Source organism: Paraliobacillus quinghaiensis (assembly GCF_003426025.1).
Taxonomy (GTDB): Bacteria; Bacillota; Bacilli; order Bacillales; family Amphibacillaceae; genus Paraliobacillus_A; species Paraliobacillus_A quinghaiensis.
Genome location: NZ_QJSH01000006.1, coordinates 15,809 through 35,711, shown reverse-complemented (window position 1 = coordinate 35,711; position 19,903 = coordinate 15,809). Strand labels below are relative to the sequence as shown.

The following is a 19,903-nucleotide window of genomic DNA, read 5'->3' as shown; positions in this document are numbered from 1 at the left end:
CAACTCAATTGGATATCTCACAAAGTATTTTTATATAACTCAACATATTTCACTAGAACAATTGAATTTGTTGACTTTTCGCTTTGTTTTCACCATAAAGACTATAACCAATATTTTTATATCCTTTTAGGCGCTTTTCAAACATCGTCTGTAAAACATCGACATTCGAATCAACATAATCAAACACTTTTACTTCATCTTTATCACCATGATCGCGGTGAAGCCGCCCTACATATTGTTGTAATGTTCCTTTCCAAGAGATTGGCATTGTTAGAAAGAGTGTATCTAATCTAGCATCATCAAACCCCTCTCCAACATATTTCCCTGTTGCAATTAACAATCTCTCTTCACTATCAGGTAATTGAATTAACTTTTCAAGCTTTTGTTGTCGCTCTTTCTTGTTACTGGCTCCAGATAGAATAATAATATTTTTGGCAAATCCCTTAAAAAGGTTATATAGCTCATTAACATGGTCTAAACGTTCTGTTAACACTATAGGTGACCGTTTTTCATCTAGAGCTTGTAGCACATCATTAAAAATCATGTCGTTTCGTTCTTTATTATTAGCTAACAAAGAATAGATAGCTTGTATATCAGTATCATCCGTTTTCATTAATGTTCTCTTTAATTAGAGTTTGTTTAAAGGGCCGGATATTAGCTTGCTGTTTACTATTCGTTTTGTATCTTATAGGTCCACACTGCATAAATATTATCGGATGCAGTCCATCTTTCCTAATTGGCGTTGCTGTTAATCCATAAACTTTTTTAGCTTGGACTGCTCTTAATACCTTTTCAAAACTGACGGCGGAGATGTGATGACATTCATCCACGAATATTTGTCCATACTGATGTAAATAGGGTTTTATTACACCGTTATGATTAAGCGATTGAATCGTAGATATATCTATGTGATAGGTTGGTTTATTTTTTCCACCACCAATTTGACCAATTTCATTTACTGAAATGTTTAAAAAAGTTGATAATCTCTCTTTCCATTGTTCCACTAACTGTATTCGATGAACAATTATGAGTGTATTCGTTTCATTTCTATCAATTAATGCTGCAGCTGCAACTGTTTTCCCAAAACCAGTATCTGCTGCTAACACTCCATTATCATAATTAGCTAAAGAAGAAACAGCGTCTTCTTGTTGGTTAGTAAGTCGACCAAGAAATTTAGTATTAATAGACTTTCCATTAAATTGATTGTTTTGGATTTTAAGAGATATATTATAGTTGAAGAAAATTTCCTCCACTTTTTCTAACAACCCTCTTGGCAGTATAAGCATATTATCATTTATCTCTGTACAATCAATCATTCTAGGTATTCGATAAGTAGAATAACGCTTTGCTTGTGCTTTAAAAAACTCTGGATTTCCAAGCGTCGCAAGCTTTTTTAATTCATTAAGTACTTTACTAGGTAGTAAAATCTTAGGAATTTGAATACCCCGCTTCAATTCGATCGTAATTTCTTTTGGCAAGTCAATATTATCAACTTCCTCTTTTACCATAATTGGGTGTGATTCCTTTGAAAAGTTAGATACTATTTGTAAAGTGTCTTTCTCAGATATCTTGTTAACTGATGAAAGGTATTGCCATTGATCCGTAATTTCTTGAAATGAATCATTTACAAACACACTATTCCCCTTCGTTTTTGCTTGTTTCTGCAATGGTAGAGCTATTAAATTACCAAAACCACCTTTAGGTAATAGATCTTGGTTTGGGAACATTCGATCAAAGGAATCCATCCCAACTTCAAAACGTTTTTCACTTGTTTTCGATAATAAAATTATACCGAACTTTCTAGCTAACGAAGCACTTATTGCCTTTTCAAAAAAGAACCAAACGTGAGCACCTTCTCCTGAGCGGGAGCGTTCAATGTGATATGGCAATTCTAAATCCTTGCAGGTTTCAATAAATGCACGTACATCATCTTGCCATTGTTTTTTATCAAAATCCAAAGCGAGAAAATGACACGTATTATCTTCAAGTAACGGATATATTCCTACAGTTTTTATGCCACGTAAGTGCTCATAAATAACTTGAGGAGTCAAGGTATGGAATAATCGATTAGAGTAATCCTGGCATTTGATTTTAGGTTTTAGAGAAAGCTCTTTATCCCACTCGTTTCCACATACAGGTGAATAACCAGATTTACCCGTAGTACTCGATTCCCACCTTTGTGCAAATACATCAGTTCTCCCTTGAAAAAGATTCATAAATAGTAAGATTGCTGCTTTTTCTTTAGGAGTAAAATCAGTTGTTGTTTTCTTTATATTAGATGGTCGGTTATAAGATGTATTATGACTCTTTGCTTTATAGAGGTCTCTTTTTAGTTGTATATTTTCTTTTTTAAGTCTATCGATCTCTTTTAAAGCAGAACTGAGCTGTTGTTGAATATCCATAAGGCTACCCCAATCGTTAAAATCTTTAACTCTAGTTTAGCCAAGAATGTTGCTACTTAACAGTATTATTCTATAGAAACTTAACTGGGGGTGTGTCCATGAAATTATACTATTAATTTTTTATCGTTTATTTTTTAAGAGTATATTTTTTGATTCTGTTCCATATGTAAATAATAATAGAATGCAAAAACATCAAACAGGAAATTAGAGCTTATCTGAATGGTCAAATCATATCTAAATACAGACCAACATATATTAATGGACAAGGTATGGAGGGATTTAATTGACTACTTCTTTAACAGTTATGTTACTAATAATATGTGTTCTTTACTTAATATTTTTGTTTAAAACAATTAAACATAGAAAGAAAATCACTTGTATGACGGGCATGATGATTTCGATGGCATTAGGAATGAGTATAGGGATAATAATTGGAATAATATTAGGAATAATTTATTCTAGCAATATATTTACATCAACAGTACTTGGAATGTTAATAGGCATTATTGCGGGTGTATTGCCCGGGTTAACCATAAGTATGATGGCGGTATTAGATGGGCTACTTTCTGGAGCAATGGGTGGTATGATGGGAGCAATGCTAGGAGTAATGGTATCATCTGAGTATAGAGACATAATAGTTAAACTAATGTTCTTGTTATTTGTATTCACTCTCTTAATTGTATTTTATATTCTAAATGAAGAACTAGATATCGACCATAAATCTATTCTGCACAATCACGTGGTAATGGCCTTTTTAATAGTCGCCTTTTTTGTTATTTTTAATCAACTAGGACCAGTATTCCCTGGAGATAATGTTAATCAACATGATGGTCATGGAGAGGAGAGCCATGATTTATCCAACCCACTTAAAGACTTAAAGGATTATGAACATGAATGAACACTGTAACGTAATATTGGTCTCATAGAATCCATTGTAAGCTCTTTAGAAAACCACGAATTAACCAGGGATTTTTGAAAGACATTATAAAGTCAAAAAGCCGCTGAAATAAATTCAGACGACTTTTTCACCTATAAGTTCTTTAAAATTTGTTCATACTGTCCTTTATCAATTTCACCTTGTACATAACGGAGCTTTAATACCTCTACAGGATTATTATCAACTGTTGATTCATGCTTCTCTTTTTTTAAGCTAGTAAGAAAGTCTTCGAATAACTTTTTTCCCATCCTTATTAATTTATAAAGGTCTCGGGTTCTTACTAGATAATAAAATATTATTATGAGTAGTATTAAGTTTAGCACGGCTATTTCACCTCATTACAGCTTTATTGTCTTTAATATCGATTGAAATTCTTCATGTGTTATTTCGCCACGAGCGTAGCGTAATTTTGCAATTTCTTCTGCCTCAATAACTGTAGCATTACCCGTATTTAACGTTGAGACTGATGTTTGTTGGTTCTTATTTCTAAAAATGAGATAAAGCGCTAAGGCAATAAGCCCAAAAACAAGCACAGTCATTACAGAACCACCTGCCATCATATCAAATGAATTAAATCCTTGCTGCATGCCATTGTATCCATTAAATCCACCATTACCGAAATAACCCATATGTCCTCCACTCATCATGATAATTTCTCCCTTCTATTTTTAATTAAATTTAGTTTTATAATAATGCTTTTAGTTTGTTATATTCTTCAATAGAAATTTGACCAGATGCATATCTATAATCGATCACTTCTTTAAGTCCATTTGTATTATTGACTTCTGTTTGATTATTGCCAAACCACTTTTGCAATTCACCTGTTTTATACAGATAAAAACCAATGGCTAAAACAATCAGTAATAAAAACATAACTTTACTCCTCCATTCATACTATCTTTGATTTTTTATGGTAGCAGGCCAAAGTGAATTGACCCGCTCATTATTTTTTAATGCATACTTCCCATTCCTCTAAAATTACTACTTTGAGATGAACCGCCAGTCCCATGCATTCCCTTGTACCATTCATTTAATTCTTGGTCATCTAGATTAGGGTGCATTTCACTCATATATGGTTTCATTTGTCCAAAGTTCACATTACCTTCTTCCATAAACTTTTGCATCTCATCAAAATCCACATTGCCTTCTTCCATGAACCTTTGCATCTCATCAAAATCCACGTTTTCTTCTTCTATGAACCTTTGCATCTCATCAAAATCCACGTTTTCTTCTTCCATGAACCTTTGCATCTCATCGAAATTCACATTGTCTTCTTCCATGAATGTTTGCATACTTTCCAAATCGCGTGTACCCATCATATCTCTTACTTCATCATTTCTAACATCCCGCTCTTGAATCGTTGTATTCGGATTGTTTGTATCTTCCTCAGAAAATAGAGATAATCCTGCTCCACCTGTAAAAGCTAATGCTGCCGCTATAATTCCATTAAGTATATTCATATCTAATCAATCTCCTTTTAATTTTTTTATTAGACATATATTATCCTTACATTATATTTTTTTTGATTTGCTCATACTCTTCAAAAGATATTTCTCCTTTTGCAAGTCTAGACTTGGCAATTTCTATTGCATCTGAACTTGCTACCGGTTGCGCTTTATTTACAGCACCTGTACTTTGACTATTAATCCCTAAATAGACTAAGTAGCCGATGAGTAACAATACCAATACCATCATGAATGATCCACCTCCAAATCCAAACATTCCAAAACCATGTCCTAATCCCATCATTACTTTATCTCTCCTTTCTTAATTCAATAATACATTTTACTAATGGGGATTTTATGAGTAACTTATGTGCATGTTGTGTAGAAACAATTTATCGACTTTTAACCATTAATTTAGTTACCTCGAGACCAACACTTCATTTACTTGCATCTCAATCTGTATCATTAGATTTTTTATTTGAAAGATAAATCCAATGAGTGCAATTTGAAACTAATGAAACATTTATCGCCTCCTAATTTTCACTTGTAAAGTTTAATTTGTTTTCTTACTTTCCCTTATCATAAGCAAAATTTATATAGAATTTGTCGATAAATTGTGTGGAAGTTATGTGGATTAAAAAAAGCGACAACAAAAAAGAGATTAAGTTTAATGACTTAACCTCTTTCTTCTATACTAGAAACATATTTAAGTGACTCTTTTCCAAACCTACTCGCACCTAAGTAATTATAATAAGCAGTCTCTTAAAGCTTATTTCTTTGGTTTAACTACCAACTTTCTTACAATGCTATAAAACAAATCCTCATTTTGTTCAATCAATAAGCCTGCCTGTTTTATATTATCCAATGTTTTACGGTTAATATTTGCTCCCCATATATTAACCGAAATGGGGTTTAATAGATCCATCAATTTTCCTACTACTTCTTTATCACTTCTCATATGTTCCAACAGAATGATTTTCCCATCCGGTTTACAAACTCTTCCCATTTCTTTTAGTCCTTTTACAGGATCAGGTACGGAGCAATAAACACAAGTGGCTACGACATAATCAAAAGTATTATCAGGAAAGTCCATTTGTTGCGCATCCATTTCAATAAGATTTATTTGATAAGGTAAAGTTAGATTATTTACCTTTTCCCTTGCATGCTTTAGCATACCTGAACTAAAATCAATGCCCGTCAAATGAATATCATCAGGATAAAATGGCAAATTTGCACCAGTACCTACACCGACTTCAAGAATATATCCTTCTACATTATCAAGCAAGTCTTTCCTCCAGCTTTCTTTTATCATCTTATCCATGGAATCGTATATCCCTGACACCCGATTATACCGCTTCTTAATCTTTTCAGTTAATTTCTCATTCATATCGAATCTCTCCTACAAATACATTGTTAATTCATATACTAAAGACAAATGAAAACCAAACAAAATAATTAACTCATTATCCTTATTTCTTTGGCAATTGCACTTTTATAGTTGTCCCAACATTTAATTGACTTTCTATCTTGATTTCTCCTTGATGTGCTTCTACAAGTGCCTTTACAATCGACAAGCCAATTCCTGATCCCCCTGTTTTTCTGTCACGTGATTTATCACCTCGATAGAATCTTTGAAACAATAATGGCAGATCTTCTTCACTTATTCCTTCGCCTTCATCTTGAACGATGAATGTAATCTGATCGCCTTTTTCTTCTACATGAATAGATACTTTATTCCCTTGAGGTGTATATTGTAAGGCATTATTAACAATATTCGTTAAGATTTGAATGATTTTATCACGATCTCCTAAAAACCATTGTGGTTCTTCATTAACTTGTACTTCTAACTCTACTCCTTTTTTCATAAATAATGGGTTGAATTGCTCTTTTATGAACGACACTATTTTTCCGGTTTCCAACTTTGTCTTATCCAATTTAATTTGAGGATTTTCGGCTGCAATTAACTTTTCTAATTCATTTACTAACCTAACTAAGCGCATTAGTTCTTCATGACACTGCTCTAGCCTCTTTGAATCCGGCTCCCATATACCATCTTGAAAAGCTTCAATATGACTTCTTAATGTTGCAAGAGGTGTTCTAAGTTCATGTGCAAAGTTTGCTGTAAACTGTTTTCGTAGTATTTCTTCTTTTGATAAGGACTCTGCAAGCTGATTAAACGAATCACCTAATGGCCTCATTTCCTCTGTCAATTCTTCAACAGGGACTCGGGTTCGCCATTGATGATTACGTAGCTCAACAACCCCATTAATTAGCTTCTTAAACCCTGAAGTTAAGCGCTTTGAAAATAACAAGCTAAATACGATTGATAGAATAACAGTAACCAATACTGCAAGAAGAATGTTTTGTTTTATGGTTTTTAAAAAGATAAAATCCTCACCCATTAATTGTTCTGGGTAAAATACGATCAGGTTCCCAATTACTTGATTACCCTTTGTTAATTGGTAATCAGATGATCGATAATCAGTAGAATCCACCTGGGATTGCATTCCGTTCATCATTCCCATCATGGAGCGCAGCGATGTTGTGTCAATTAATAAATTACCGTTACCATCATAAAGTTTAAAGTATAAGTTCTCTGCCATTGCATGCTGATGCAGCATATTATTTAGCTGTTCGTTAGTTAACTCACCAGTATCATCATATTGTTGAAATACTTCCTCTTTAATTGTCTCGATCCGTTCTTCTCTATTTTTTTCGAGATAATCGGTAAATTGATTTTCAACACCAAAAAAGATCGTAAAACTAGTAATGAAAACACCACTTAAAGAGACCACTAAAAGATAAATTAATATCCTTGACCTAAGTGTTAGATTCATCCTTTTCTCCTCCAAACTTATATCCCATCCCGAACACAGTTATAATGAATTCAGGTCGGCGCGAGTCATCTTCCATTTTTTTACGCAAATTTTTTATATGGGTATCAATATTCCTTTCATATCCTTCAAAATAGGCACCATCTTCCTGTAATTTTTCTAATAAATCAGACCTACTATACACACGCCCTGGATAACTCGCCATCGTTATTAACAGCTTATGCTCATTTGGAGTCAGAGTAAGAATCTCATTATTAAGCTTTACTTCCTTTTTAACATGATCAATCATGAGTTTATAATTGTTAAAAGTCATTTGATTCCCGTTTGCCATCTGCTGCGTTCTTCTTAATAAGGCTTTTACTCTCACAACCACTTCTCTTGGACTAAAAGGTTTTGTAACATAATCATCAGCACCAATTACAATCCCATTAATTAAATCATCTTCTGCAGACTTAGCAGTTAGCATGATAATGGGTGTATTACTATCCTTTCTTACTAACCTACACACTTCTTCTCCAGATATATCAGGTAGCATCAAATCTAATATAATAAGGTCAGGGCTCTGTTCTTTTACTTCTTTTAGTGCTTCAATTCCATTCGAAGCAAATAGAATTTCCCATCCTTCTTTTTCAAAATAAGCTTCCAGCACTTCAAGTATTACTTTTTCATCATCAACTACAAGAATTTTTGTCATAAAAAATCACCTCTTATATGATATTATCATCTTCTTTATGAAAAAAGATAATATTCATAAGTTCCACACAACTAAAACATAAAAACTACATATCTAATTAGTACTATAATGGTAATTAAAGAAGGAATTGAAGTAAAATGAAAAAGCTTATATTTAGTTTAGTGAGTGGAGCAGTCATACTAGGAGGGACAGCAGTCTATTCATTTGCACACTCAAATGAAAGTGGAAATAACATTCTTAATTTTGGACAGATGAGACTAGTGAGAATAAACATTTTAAAGAGGCAATAAAAAGGAGCTAATTCCAATTAAGGTTAGCTCCACCATTTTACTAATTTAAGAAGCCATATTTCTACAAGCTTCTGCACACTCACGACAAATTTTTGCACATTCCTGGCAATGAGTATCTTTAAATTTCTCACATTCTACTGCACAAGCTTCACATATTTCAGCGCATAGTTGACAATGCTGTTTTGAAAATGTACTATTACGAGCCATATAAGCAGTTGCCTGTAAACAGATTTGTGCACAATCATTTAATATTTGAAGACACTTTACTCTTGCTTGTAGATCTTGTTCTTGTAAACAAGCTGTTGCACATTCCTCACAAGCTCTTGCACACTTTACACATAACTCAATACAATTATCCATGGTTGTTGCTGATGTTGATAATACACCCATTATAAAAACCTCCAATAAAGTCTAGTCAAAGTTATTATCCTACGTTTATTGTTATTTATACATCTTAATTCCTGATTTATAGTAGATATATACTTTTAGAGGATTGATAAACGTATCTAAGCGTTCTTCCTATCCCCTATAGTCTCGTTGATTTTCTTCAACACACCCTAAAACATCTAATTATCGAGAAGTTAAATCAGTTTACTAATCTTCGCAAATTCTCAACATTTCTAATTTAAGCTGAATTTATATTAGCTATAAAACTTTAACCTCTTAGTTTAAACATATACCTAATGTGGTATATATGGTTTTATAGACATAATGCAAAGGAGAGAGATATAAATGATGAACGGAAGTGGAATGGGCGGAGGATTTTTTGGATTTGGCTTTTTCAGTATTTTCATTATTATTGCGATTGTTGCTGTGATTTTCTGGATGTTCAACAATCGTGGAACGTCGTCGTCTCATAATCGAACAGAGAGTAACTCATTTGAGATCTTGAAGAGAAGATTAGCAAATGGAGAGATTTCAGAAGAAGAATATGAACGTTTAAAAAAGAAGCTTCAAGAATAACACTCAAAGAAAAACAGGATGCTTATGAAGTCTTGGAATTGGAGGTGAACGATGATGAACAAAAAAATAACAGGATCAATTATTATTCTTTTATTGTTAGTTGTATGGGGATCGTCGTACTTGAAATCACCTTTTTACAGTGAGAGTAGTGATGGGGTCTCGATACCGGCAACGGAAAACAGTGAAAGTATTTTAGACTTAGATACTGTAAGTGCAGAAGGTCGTCCTGTAAAGACGGTCAATCTGACTGCAGAGAAAACAACATGGAAACTCAGTGATACTAAAAGTGTGGAAGCGTGGACCTATAATGGGACTGTGCCGGGAGAGACAATTCGTGTGACAGAGGGAGATTTCCTTCAAGTAAATTTAACTAATGAACTTGAAGTACCAGTCAGCATACATTGGCACGGAGTCGTGTTACCCAATCGAATGGACGGTGTACCAGGGCTGACTCAAGATGCCGTTCAGCCTGGTGAAACGTTCACGTACGAATTTGTTGCAAATAACCCTGGAACCTACTGGTATCACTCTCATCAAAACAGTGCTGATCAAGTTGATATGGGACTGTATGCTCCACTTATTATCGAAGAAGATGATGAACAGTATGAACAAGATGAAGTTTTCATTATAGACGAATGGGCAGTTAATCAGAATAAGTGGGATATGTCCAATATGATGGGTGGTATGATGAACGACGGTATCGCTGGTAATGGTGAAGGAGATACCATTCAAATGTATGATACCTTCAGTGTAAACGGGAAGTCAGGTACCTCAATTGAATCTCTTGTGATGGAAAAAGGGAAAACAGCGAGACTTCGTTTTATTAACGCAGGATATCAGCAACATCAACTCGTTTTTCCGAAAGGATCAATGGAAGTGATTGCAAATGATGCAGAAGACGTGATCGGTTCTAGAGGGGATTCCAATATTCTTGAGATTGCTCCAGGTGAACGTATCGACGTTGCGTTTACGAAACAGTCAAGTGATATGGAAGTGATCGGGGAAAATCCTCAAGTTGAACATGCCGTAGAAATGATAATCCCTGTCGTCACAAAGAAACAAGATGATATTGGTTCTGAACGCCTATTAGTTTCGGTTGGTACAGACACCGTAGCAGACGGAACATCATATGGTAGTGCGAAACTAATTTTTGAAGATGAGCCTAAAGTCGATGTATCCTATGAAATGAATTTAAGCATGGGGATGAATATGGGGCAAGGTATGGGATTTCAAATCAATGGTGAAACATTCCCTGACACGCCTCCAATCAAAGTCAGTAAAGGCGATATTGTGAAAGTTACGATGACGAACAATGGTAGAATGAACCACCCAATGCATTTACACGGTCACAAGTTCCAGGTCGCCGAGAAAAATGATTCCGCGCTAAAATCACCTGTCGTTAAAGATATTATTCATGTGAAGCCAGGAGAGTCGTTTACCATTTACTTCAAAGCGGATAATAAAGGCCAATGGCTATTCCATTGTCATGACAATAACCATGCGGAGATGGGCATGGTAACCATTGTTGATTACAATAACGTTTACTCACCGTTTCAACAACAGTGATAACACCAGTCGTCATAAATTTGATCTTAATATTATTTGGTTCTTTTAGTTATTAAAAAATCCAGCCTCGCAAAGGCTGGATTTTTGTTATATATATGAACTATCTGCTACGGATTTATGAATTGTGTGGAGTAGGATAAGAATGTGTAAAATAATGATACTAATAGTTATCCTGGGCACGCATGTTGCACTTTTTTAGATTACATCATGCCGCCCGTAATGTGAGAGAGTGTAATATCTTTAACCTAGTGCGCAAAGAGTGCGGTATATTAAGGTTCCACTAAATTATTATTGTAACATCTTTAACGGAATATTACAGTTTTTCATAGGATTGCGTTAGCAAAATGTTAGCATTTTGTTATGTTAACTAAGAATGTTAACTAAGAAGTATAAAGAAAGGATTCAATTTTAAACATCATCTAACTTATAATACGAAAATATTATTGATTACATCCCAAAATGTATACGTGGATTTAAGGTAACACATCAACAGGATTAAGAAGTTTTCCATTTAAGTAAACTTCGAAATCCAAGTGAATTCCTGTAGAACGACCAGTACTTCCCATAACACCAATTTTGTTACCTTTGCTTACGTTATCACCAACATTTACATCTATACTTTTTAAATGTGCATATTGAGTTTTGTATCCATTTAAATGATTAATTTTTATCGTTTTACCATAGCCATTTATCCAACCAGCAAATTCTATTTTACCACCATCTGAAGCAAGAATAGAATAGTTGCTAGGTCCAGCTATGTCAATCCCTTTATGAAACTTTCCCCATCTCATTCCTTGATACGATGTGATTATTCCACCATTTGTCGGCCAAATAAATTTGGTAGCATCTTTTCCAGAAAATTGTTCAATATTTTTATTATTATTTGAAGTGTCACTTGAACTAGGAATAGATTGATTTTTTGATTCACTTTCTTGCATCAACAATTCTTTTTCCCTTTCTAATTTTTGAGTATGATTTTTTAAGTCAGCCATTGTAATTTTAGTTTCTTTTAATTTAATTTCTAACGTTTCTTCCAGTTGTTTCATTTCATCTTTTTGATCAACGAGAAATGCTTTTTTCTCTTCGTTGTCTTTAATTTCTATTTCTAAATCTTTTTGTTTACTTGATAGTTTTTGCTTTGTTTCTTCAAGATTACTTTTATCTGATTTCTGCGCTTCCAAAATGCTTTGGTCTTGTTCCATAATTTTAGTAACTACGGATATTCTAGTTATAAAATCAACAAAGTTCTTGGCTCCAAATATAACATCTAAATAGCCCATATCCCCACCATTTTGTTGATATGAACGAAGTCTTCGTTTTAGTATTTCTTCTCGCTTTTTAATTTTATTTATTAATTCTTCAATATCTTTTTGTAAGATATCCATTTCTGATTCAATCTTAACCATATCATACTCAGTCTTCTTTAAAAGTAGATCTGTTGAAGCAATTTCCTTTTCTTTCTCCATTAATTGAGTCTGAATATCTATTAATTCATTACTTATATTTGTAGATTCATTTTGATGAATTTCCATTTTTTCCTTTTTTGAATCTATTTCCTCTTCTACTTCTTCATAACTTTTACGACTATGAGAACTACTGGCTAACACTTGTTGATTTAAAGGTATAATGATAGTAATAGCTACAATCATCACTAGGCCGGTATTAAGTTTAATTGATTTATAAATTTGCATGAATCATTCTCCTTCACATGCTAAATCTTTTAATTTTTATTTATATGTCGTTATGTAAGACTCCAAACATAGTATAAAATTAAGGTTTGCAGAAAGGGTGCAAAATCAGAGGCAAGTATATAACAAATAAATAACATTAATATTACTAAAAATGATTTTTACTATTTACAGGAAAGAATAGGAGGCAATGGTTAACAAATGGGTGAGGAATTAGACATATTAACTTATTGATAATAACACAATCTAGAAGTGCGTGTTCAAAAAGTCGATAAGTTAGAAGCAAGCAGGTCGAGGCGGCAAAGTTTCTGAGGACCAGAATGTAGGCTTTCCCTACATGATGACCGGAAGAACCAACAAATAGATGTGCCGCTTATCATTTGGCGGCTTTTTGAACATCCTCTTGAATAAAGCAAAGGCACATCACAAGTTTTTATGATGTGCCTTTTCCAATTATCCTTTTAGGAGTCGTGCATTTATTGCTACAATTACAGTACTTAGCGACATTAATACTGCACCTACAGCAGGACTGAGTACAATGCCAATTGGTGCCAGAATTCCAGCCGCTAGAGGTATAGTTACAATATTGTAACCAGCTGCCCACCAGAGGTTTTGAATCATTTTACGATACGTAGCTTTAGACAGCGATAGAATTGAAACAACATCGTTCGGATTACTTTTAACTAGCACGACATCGGCTGTTTCCATTGCAACATCTGTCCCCGCTCCGATCGCAATCCCAAGATCCGCATTTGCGAGTGCTGGAGCATCATTCACACCATCACCGGTCATAGCAACTTTTAATCCTTTTTGTTTTATTTCTTTAATTTTATCTGCTTTTTCGTGTGGCAATACTTCAGCAAATACATCATCCAATCCTAATTGATTAGCAACCCAATGAGCAACTTGTTTATTGTCACCTGTTAGCATCATCGATTGTACTTGTAAGTCATTTAAATCAGTAATTGCTTGTTTTGCACTTTCCCTGATTTTATCTGCCAAAGCAATCATTCCAGCTAGTTTTTCATTAACTATGACAAAAACTACCGTTTTACCCTGGCTGGACAATTGTTCAAACACATCTTGATCATAAGAAATTTGTTTTTCGTTCACGTAACCAGGACTAACTACTTTAACCTCTTTATCGTTTACTTTTCCTTGAAGTCCTTTACCTGTTAGTGATTCAAATGTTTCTGGACTCTGAAAAGAAATCCCTCTTTCCTTTACATCTTCCACAATCCCACGTGCAATTGGATGCTCTGACTGCATTTCCAATGATCCTGCTAACAAGAGCACCTCATTTTCTTCAAAGCCTTGCTCTAATTGAATATCCGTAATGCCAAACTTTCCTTCCGTTAATGTACCTGTTTTATCAAATACTACGGACTGTAGCTTTCTTGCCTCTTCAAAACTGGTTCGATTACGAATTAATAAACCTCGTTTTGCAGCAAGTGCTGTGGATCTCGCAACTACTAATGGAGCTGCAAGTCCTAATGCATGTGGACATGCGATCACCATGACCGTTACCATCCGCTCCAATGCATAATTAAAGCTATATCCTAACAAAAGCCAGACTATTAATGTGATTAATCCAGCTGCTAACGCTATATAAAACAACCATTTTGCCGCACGATTGGATAGATCCTGTGTTTTCGACTTAGATTCCTGCGCTTCCTTTACCATCGTAACTACTTGAGATAAGTAACTTTCTTCACCTGTCTTCACCACAGAAACTATTAACGAACCTTCGCCGTTAATGGCTCCTCCAATTACTTCATCATCTACTTCTTTTTCTACTGGGACAGATTCACCAGTAAGCATCGATTCGTCAATTGTGGATTGTCCTTTAACAATCTTCCCATCCACCGGAATTTTCTCACCTGGTTTAACCAAAACCCGATTGCCTTGGGTTAGTTCTTCAATGGATATATCGGTGATATCCCCGTTCTCATCGACTAGGTGAGCTTCTGATGGCATCATTTTCACTAATTCTTCAAGTGCATTGGAGGCACCCATAACAGAACGCATTTCAATCCAATGACCTAACAACATAATATCGATTAATGTGGCTAATTCCCAAAAGAAGTTATTGCCCGAGAGTCCAAACACAGTCAATGAGCTATAGACATATGCAACAACAATCGCTAACGCTATTAATGTCATCATGCCTGGATTTTTTTGTTTCAACTCATCAAGTGATCCTTTGAGAAATGGCATTCCGCCATAAAAGAAAATAAACGTGGAAAGTACAAATAAGAGATACATATCTCCCTCAAAACGCCAATCTACACCTAGGAACGATTGAATCATAGGGGATAAGATTAAAATTGGAATAGTTACAATTAAGGAAATGTAAAATCGCTTTTTAAAGTCATCAATCATATGACTATGATCATGACCATGATGATGGTCGTGATTGCCTTTATCCATATGATTATGATCATGGTGGTTTGTCTCATGATCATGATGATGCTTGCTTCCTTGTTCATGTTCATCACTTTTAGGATGGTTGTGATGTTCGTGATCTTTCATTTTATTCACCTCATTTTTAAGTATTCTTTACCACTTTAAAATAGTAATACCCATAAATAATGCAAAATTTGTGCAGATTACCACATCAATTCCATTTTTTTATCTTAATAGTAAACGTAGTACCTTCTCCATATAAACTTTTTACATTTACAGTACCACCATGCCTTTCAATAATTTCTTTAACAATCGCAAGTCCTAATCCTCTTCCACCCAATGCACGAGAACGAGATTTATCTACACGATATAGTCTTTCCCATATGTAGGGAATATCTTTTTCTGGAATTCCTTCTCCTTGATCAGTAATTTCTATCACAACATTATCCTCTTGTTCATAAGCAGAAACTTTGACACTTGTATATTCGGAGGCGTATTTCCTTGCATTGTCTAGCAAATTATTTATTACTTGTCTAAAACGTATTGGATCTATGTTCACATTTACGTCCTTAGCACACGTTAATTGTAAACGAATATTCTTCTCAGTAAATGCTGGCTTTAATTTACTAATAATATCCTGAAGGAAGTAACATAATGGAATTGTTTTTTTATGAATTAAAAATTGATTTTTATCCATTTTAGCAAGTAGAAATAGCTCTTTTACCATCTCAGCTAGATGTGTTGCTTCTTCCTGAATAATGGATGCAAATTTCTCACGGTCTTTAGCAGGAAGATTGGACCTATTTAAGATGTCTGCATATCCTTTTAAGTAGGTAAGTGGTGTTCTCAGTTCATGAGAAACACTAGACAAAAATTCCGTACGTTCATTTTTCAGGTATTCTAATTCATTAGAAAGTGTATAAATTGCTCTTGCAAGCTCACCTAATTCATCATCGCGATGAATGTCTAAGATTACATCATTGTCTCTCTTTGTAATTTTTTCAGTTGCTTCTTTCATTTTAATCAAAGGCTGTGTAATAAATTGTGATAAGAAAAAGATAGTTATAATCGAAATGATAATAGCAATTCCATCGATTACAACAAAAACAAGCGTAATATTTTTTATCATGGTACGGATGGGGTTAGTATCTGCAAACATATAGACATACCCTTCATTAGAACCATCTATTATAATTGGACTTATTGTAGCTAAATACGGTTCCGACGCCCACCTAGATTCAACTAATATACCATGATGGGAAAAATCCATTGACCTTCCTTTACTTATAAGCTGTTTCATATTTTGATTTATATCATGGGAGGCATCAATAATTTTAAATTTCTCATTCGCGATGACCACTTTTGTCTCTGCCTCCGACTCCATTAAAGCCACATGTTCAATCGTATCTATATTGAAATTTTTTTCTAAAACATCCCGATGATTCATACCACGTCCTAAGAGATTATCCGTTTCACTCTCTACTCTTTCCTTTACAATAAATAGGTATAAAAAGAAAAATAGTAGACTTTCTAATATTAATACTACTATTAAAAAAGAGATACCTAACTTAAATGAAATTTTTTTCAAACAGAATTACCTCCCTTCTGACAAAAGAATGTATGGCATCAATATAACCTTATCTGTTTCAGGGGTTTGGATTCACTCATTAACCCATTTATACCCAACACCCCACACCGTTTTCAGATGGGTATCAATAGGAAAACCTGAGCTCCTTACTTTTCCCCGCATATTACGTACGTGAGAATCAATAGTTCTTCTTTCTGTCTCCGCATTCATGCCCCAAATTAAATCAATTAGAGATTCTCTTGAATATACTCGATTTGGATTTTTCATCAAGTAACCAATGATGGAAAACTCCTTAAGTGTAAGCGGGATTGTTCTACCTATGTATTTTAATTCATGGGTTGATTCATCCCAAACTAATCGGTTGATTTCAATTGAACTTTCTTGACCGGACCTACGTAATACAGAATGTATTCTTGCTAAAAGTTCTTCTTCATTAAATGGTTTTGTTATATAATCATCTGCTCCTAATTTCAAACCTTTGACAACATCTTCTTTCGCTTCTCTTGCCGTTAACATAATAATCGGTACAGTAGAGAATGTACGAACTTTTTTACAAACTTGAAAACCACTAATTACAGGCATCATGATATCAAGCAAAACAACTTCATACTTATTTTTTTCAATCTTTTCCAAAGCTGCTTCACCTGAATTTACTTTGTCACATGAAAATCCAATTGGTTCTAGATATAGTTCTAGCAAATCAAGCATTCTAACTTCATCATCTACTAGTAATATTTTTGTCATGTCTACAACCCCTTAAAAGAAATAGTACAGATCAATTTGCATGTAATAATTGTTTGCAATTACCGTAAATTAGTTATTAAAATAGAGCCTATCGAATTTAATTAAAGCACAGTTAAAGCACAGCAAATTTGGCCTACAAATGGAAAATTATAAGTAGAAAAACAGCACCAGTTTTGTATTAGCTGGCACTGTTTTTGGTGATCATTACATGGAGGAAAAATCTAATACTACCTTTTTATTATTTAAGTTATCAATATTAAGGCTTTTTAATTTATCCACTTGGGGGAAGGAAATAATATACGATGGATGATGCGCATCAGCGCTTTCCACTATCCATTCAGTTGGGTTATACGCATTATCTTCCACATCAATTAACGAAATAGCTTTTTCTAAGCCTAGTTCAGAAAGGTTGCCAGAGTGGGTTGTTAAAGATAATCGAAATACAATGTTTTCTTTTGAAACAATATTTAATTCTTTTAATTCTTCTTCTTTAGTTATATGACTTGCTTCTATAGAAACAGAATCTACCATCTCAATTCTTTCATGTGAAGAATCAGAACTTTCTTCTTCTACTGCAAATTCATCAAGAAAGGTATACTCTATTGAATTAGAGTTAGTGCTCACATTGTTTTCTAGAGAAATCTCGTGTGGCTCCGCACCTACAAGGATTCTTTCGGTGACCTCTTTTGTAACTTGATCAATTTTCACTAGATCATTTGATTCGCGATTTGTGACATAAACCCATTTTCCATCTTCAGAAAATGCCGTGTGATTTGCATAAGACCCCGTAGGGATAATTGTCTTAATTGTCAATGTACTAGTATCAATAACATAAATATCATTTGAATTATTATTTGATACCCATACCTCTGTTCCGTCTGGAGAAACCGTAACACCATGTGGGCCATCACCAGCTTCGATGGTTTTTATCACTTCTAAAGAGCCTGTACCTATAACAGATAATAAATCAGATTCGACATTCGCAACAAATACAAACTTTTCGTCTGGAGTAATTGCTACTTCATTTGGTACTTCTCCAACTTCTATTGTTTTCAAAACATTATTCGTAGCTGTATCAATTACAGAAACACTATTATCATTGACGTTTGCTACCCACACTTGTTTACCACTAGAGGAAACCGCAACATGCGCTGGACCATTTCCAGTGTCAACATTCTCTACTAGTTCAAAGCTTTCTGTATCCATAGTGGCCAAGCTACCGCCGTTTACACCCAAACCCGGATTTAAAGAAACGTATACATATTTGCCATCTGGTCCAATATCAATGCCATGGACACCTTGGTCAAACGAGATTTCGTTTTCAACCTCTTTTGTTGTTGCATTTATTGCTATTAACGACATACCTTCAAAACCCGTTCCAGAATATATTGTCTGTCCATCCGGACTCAATGCAATGCCATGCGAAGCTTGTTTCGTTCCTAACTCAATTTTATCGACTTCTTTGTTAGTTGTTGGATCTATGATAGATATCGTTCCTTCACCCGCATTAGCAACGTAAAAAAGGCCGTTTTCCTTTGTTTGATCCTCATTATTACAACCTGAGAGAACTAACAGAAGTATAGAAAAAATCAATGTCATTAGTTTTTTCATTTTGTAAACTTCCTCTCACTTAATAGTGACTCTACTATTAGAATATTACAAGTCTAATCAGAAAATATAGCTAACTTGTGTCACATTTACTTATATTTAAAAAGAGAGTGTTACCAAAAGTTACTTTTAGTGACACCCTCTTTTGATTTATTTATTACGATTTATGAGTAACACCCTGCGAAAAGTTTTCTACCTTCTTTTGTAGTAATTCATTTTTTTCTTTTAATAATTCGATTTCTCCCTCTAATTGGTTTAACTTATAACTATCCATCCTTTCAACGCTACTAGAATTATTATCCTGTAAGCTTGAATGGTGACTATGGTCTCCGTGACCATGTTGCTGTGAGTGATTATGACTACCGTGTTTTCCACCACTATGTTTGTGCCCTCTGTGACCACCATGCATAAATAACATCATCAGTGGACAGATAAGAAGAACTAAAAGCAATACCCAATCCAAAATAAACACCTCCACAATCACTGATTATTAATTCCTCTATGCTATGACTTGATATCCTGTATCAACTATTGCTTCCCTTACCTTACTTACATCGATTACTGAGGTGTCGTACTTAACCTCCACTGTTTTGTCATCTAAACTAACATTTGAATGACATACTCCTTCTAATTCATTTAAAGCCTCTTTAATGGAATTGACACAATGACCGCATGACATACCTTCAACATTAAAAATAATAGTTTCCATCTTATCCTCTCCTAATTAATTAAATTTTA

At 34.2% G+C, this 19,903-nt stretch carries 21 protein-coding genes; 3 read left to right on the top strand and 18 right to left on the bottom strand.

The features are described from left to right. Positions 1-52: 52 nt before the first annotated feature. Together D2K40_RS16625 and D2K40_RS05785 are read right to left on the bottom strand one after the other, a co-directional pair. Positions 53-613, bottom strand: coding sequence for a DEAD/DEAH box helicase (locus D2K40_RS16625; RefSeq protein WP_229666653.1), 561 nt, complete (start codon positions 611-613; stop codon positions 53-55). Then, the gene (locus D2K40_RS05785; protein WP_229666655.1) at positions 600-2,402 is read right to left on the bottom strand and encodes a TOTE conflict system archaeo-eukaryotic primase domain-containing protein; all 1,803 of its coding nucleotides are present in this window, start codon (positions 2,400-2,402) and stop codon (positions 600-602) included. Before D2K40_RS05785 ends, D2K40_RS16625 begins: the two co-directional genes overlap by 14 nt. A gap of 283 nt (positions 2,403-2,685) precedes the next feature. Between D2K40_RS05785 and D2K40_RS05780 the strand changes: the two genes are divergently transcribed. Next, entirely contained in the window at positions 2,686-3,300 is a 615-nt protein-coding gene (locus tag D2K40_RS05780) for a hypothetical protein (RefSeq protein ID WP_117153879.1), read from the top strand. Positions 3,301-3,431: 131 nt separating this feature from the next. Here the strand turns inward: D2K40_RS05780 and D2K40_RS05775 are convergent, their stop codons facing one another. From D2K40_RS05775 to D2K40_RS05735, 9 genes are all read right to left on the bottom strand, one after another. Continuing rightward, complete coding sequence (locus tag D2K40_RS05775; RefSeq protein WP_117153877.1) at positions 3,432-3,662, bottom strand: SHOCT domain-containing protein; 231 nt, start codon at positions 3,660-3,662, stop codon at positions 3,432-3,434. Between the two features lie 15 nt (positions 3,663-3,677). Continuing rightward, positions 3,678-3,986: an SHOCT domain-containing protein gene (locus tag D2K40_RS05770; RefSeq protein WP_117153875.1), complete on the bottom strand. Its 309-nt coding sequence runs from the start codon at positions 3,984-3,986 to the stop codon at positions 3,678-3,680. A gap of 37 nt (positions 3,987-4,023) precedes the next feature. Further along, positions 4,024-4,212 (bottom strand): SHOCT domain-containing protein, encoded by a 189-nt coding sequence (locus tag D2K40_RS05765; RefSeq protein ID WP_117153873.1) that lies wholly within the window; start codon positions 4,210-4,212, stop codon positions 4,024-4,026. A 77-nt stretch (positions 4,213-4,289) separates the two neighbouring features. After that, positions 4,290-4,799, bottom strand: coding sequence for a hypothetical protein (locus D2K40_RS05760; protein WP_117153871.1), 510 nt, complete (start codon positions 4,797-4,799; stop codon positions 4,290-4,292). A gap of 46 nt (positions 4,800-4,845) precedes the next feature. Continuing rightward, complete coding sequence (locus tag D2K40_RS05755; RefSeq protein ID WP_188618795.1) at positions 4,846-5,088, bottom strand: SHOCT domain-containing protein; 243 nt, start codon at positions 5,086-5,088, stop codon at positions 4,846-4,848. A 465-nt stretch (positions 5,089-5,553) separates the two neighbouring features. Further along, positions 5,554-6,171 carry a class I SAM-dependent methyltransferase gene (locus D2K40_RS05750; protein ID WP_117153869.1) on the bottom strand — a complete coding sequence of 206 codons (618 nt, stop codon included), beginning with the start codon at positions 6,169-6,171 and terminating at the stop codon, positions 5,554-5,556. Positions 6,172-6,253: 82 nt separating this feature from the next. Continuing rightward, on the bottom strand, positions 6,254-7,621 hold the full coding sequence (locus D2K40_RS05745; protein ID WP_117153867.1) for a sensor histidine kinase: 1,368 nt from the start codon (positions 7,619-7,621) through the stop codon (positions 6,254-6,256). Continuing rightward, positions 7,605-8,312, bottom strand: coding sequence for a response regulator transcription factor (locus D2K40_RS05740; protein WP_117153865.1), 708 nt, complete (start codon positions 8,310-8,312; stop codon positions 7,605-7,607). Before D2K40_RS05740 ends, D2K40_RS05745 begins: the two co-directional genes overlap by 17 nt. 335 nt (positions 8,313-8,647) lie before the next feature. After that, positions 8,648-8,992 (bottom strand): four-helix bundle copper-binding protein, encoded by a 345-nt coding sequence (locus D2K40_RS05735; protein ID WP_117153863.1) that lies wholly within the window; start codon positions 8,990-8,992, stop codon positions 8,648-8,650. Between the two features lie 342 nt (positions 8,993-9,334). On the opposite strand from D2K40_RS05735, the gene D2K40_RS05730 reads away from it, so the two are divergent. Together D2K40_RS05730 and D2K40_RS05725 are read left to right on the top strand one after the other, a co-directional pair. Then, positions 9,335-9,565: an SHOCT domain-containing protein gene (locus D2K40_RS05730; RefSeq protein WP_117153861.1), complete on the top strand. Its 231-nt coding sequence runs from the start codon at positions 9,335-9,337 to the stop codon at positions 9,563-9,565. A gap of 51 nt (positions 9,566-9,616) precedes the next feature. Continuing rightward, the gene (locus D2K40_RS05725; protein WP_117153859.1) at positions 9,617-11,131 is read left to right on the top strand and encodes a multicopper oxidase family protein; all 1,515 of its coding nucleotides are present in this window, start codon (positions 9,617-9,619) and stop codon (positions 11,129-11,131) included. A gap of 473 nt (positions 11,132-11,604) precedes the next feature. On the opposite strand, the gene D2K40_RS05720 is transcribed toward D2K40_RS05725, so the two are convergent. The 7 genes from D2K40_RS05720 to D2K40_RS05690 all read right to left on the bottom strand — a co-directional run bounded on the left by D2K40_RS05720 (position 11,605) and on the right by D2K40_RS05690 (position 19,874). Continuing rightward, complete coding sequence (locus D2K40_RS05720; protein ID WP_117153857.1) at positions 11,605-12,822, bottom strand: murein hydrolase activator EnvC family protein; 1,218 nt, start codon at positions 12,820-12,822, stop codon at positions 11,605-11,607. A gap of 450 nt (positions 12,823-13,272) precedes the next feature. Continuing rightward, on the bottom strand, positions 13,273-15,351 hold the full coding sequence (locus tag D2K40_RS05715) for a heavy metal translocating P-type ATPase (RefSeq protein ID WP_117153855.1): 2,079 nt from the start codon (positions 15,349-15,351) through the stop codon (positions 13,273-13,275). 85 nt (positions 15,352-15,436) lie between these two features. Next, positions 15,437-16,813 (bottom strand): sensor histidine kinase, encoded by a 1,377-nt coding sequence (locus tag D2K40_RS05710; protein WP_117153853.1) that lies wholly within the window; start codon positions 16,811-16,813, stop codon positions 15,437-15,439. Positions 16,814-16,885: 72 nt separating this feature from the next. Continuing rightward, positions 16,886-17,557: a response regulator transcription factor gene (locus tag D2K40_RS05705; RefSeq protein WP_117153851.1), complete on the bottom strand. Its 672-nt coding sequence runs from the start codon at positions 17,555-17,557 to the stop codon at positions 16,886-16,888. A gap of 204 nt (positions 17,558-17,761) precedes the next feature. Continuing rightward, positions 17,762-19,168 carry a YncE family protein gene (locus D2K40_RS05700; protein WP_117153849.1) on the bottom strand — a complete coding sequence of 469 codons (1,407 nt, stop codon included), beginning with the start codon at positions 19,166-19,168 and terminating at the stop codon, positions 17,762-17,764. A gap of 154 nt (positions 19,169-19,322) precedes the next feature. Continuing rightward, positions 19,323-19,628, bottom strand: a complete 306-nt coding sequence (locus D2K40_RS16535; RefSeq protein ID WP_188618796.1) for a DUF2933 domain-containing protein — start codon at positions 19,626-19,628, stop codon at positions 19,323-19,325. A 36-nt stretch (positions 19,629-19,664) separates the two neighbouring features. Further along, positions 19,665-19,874, bottom strand: a complete 210-nt coding sequence (locus D2K40_RS05690; protein ID WP_117153847.1) for a heavy-metal-associated domain-containing protein — start codon at positions 19,872-19,874, stop codon at positions 19,665-19,667. Between the last annotated feature and the right edge of the window lie 29 nt (positions 19,875-19,903).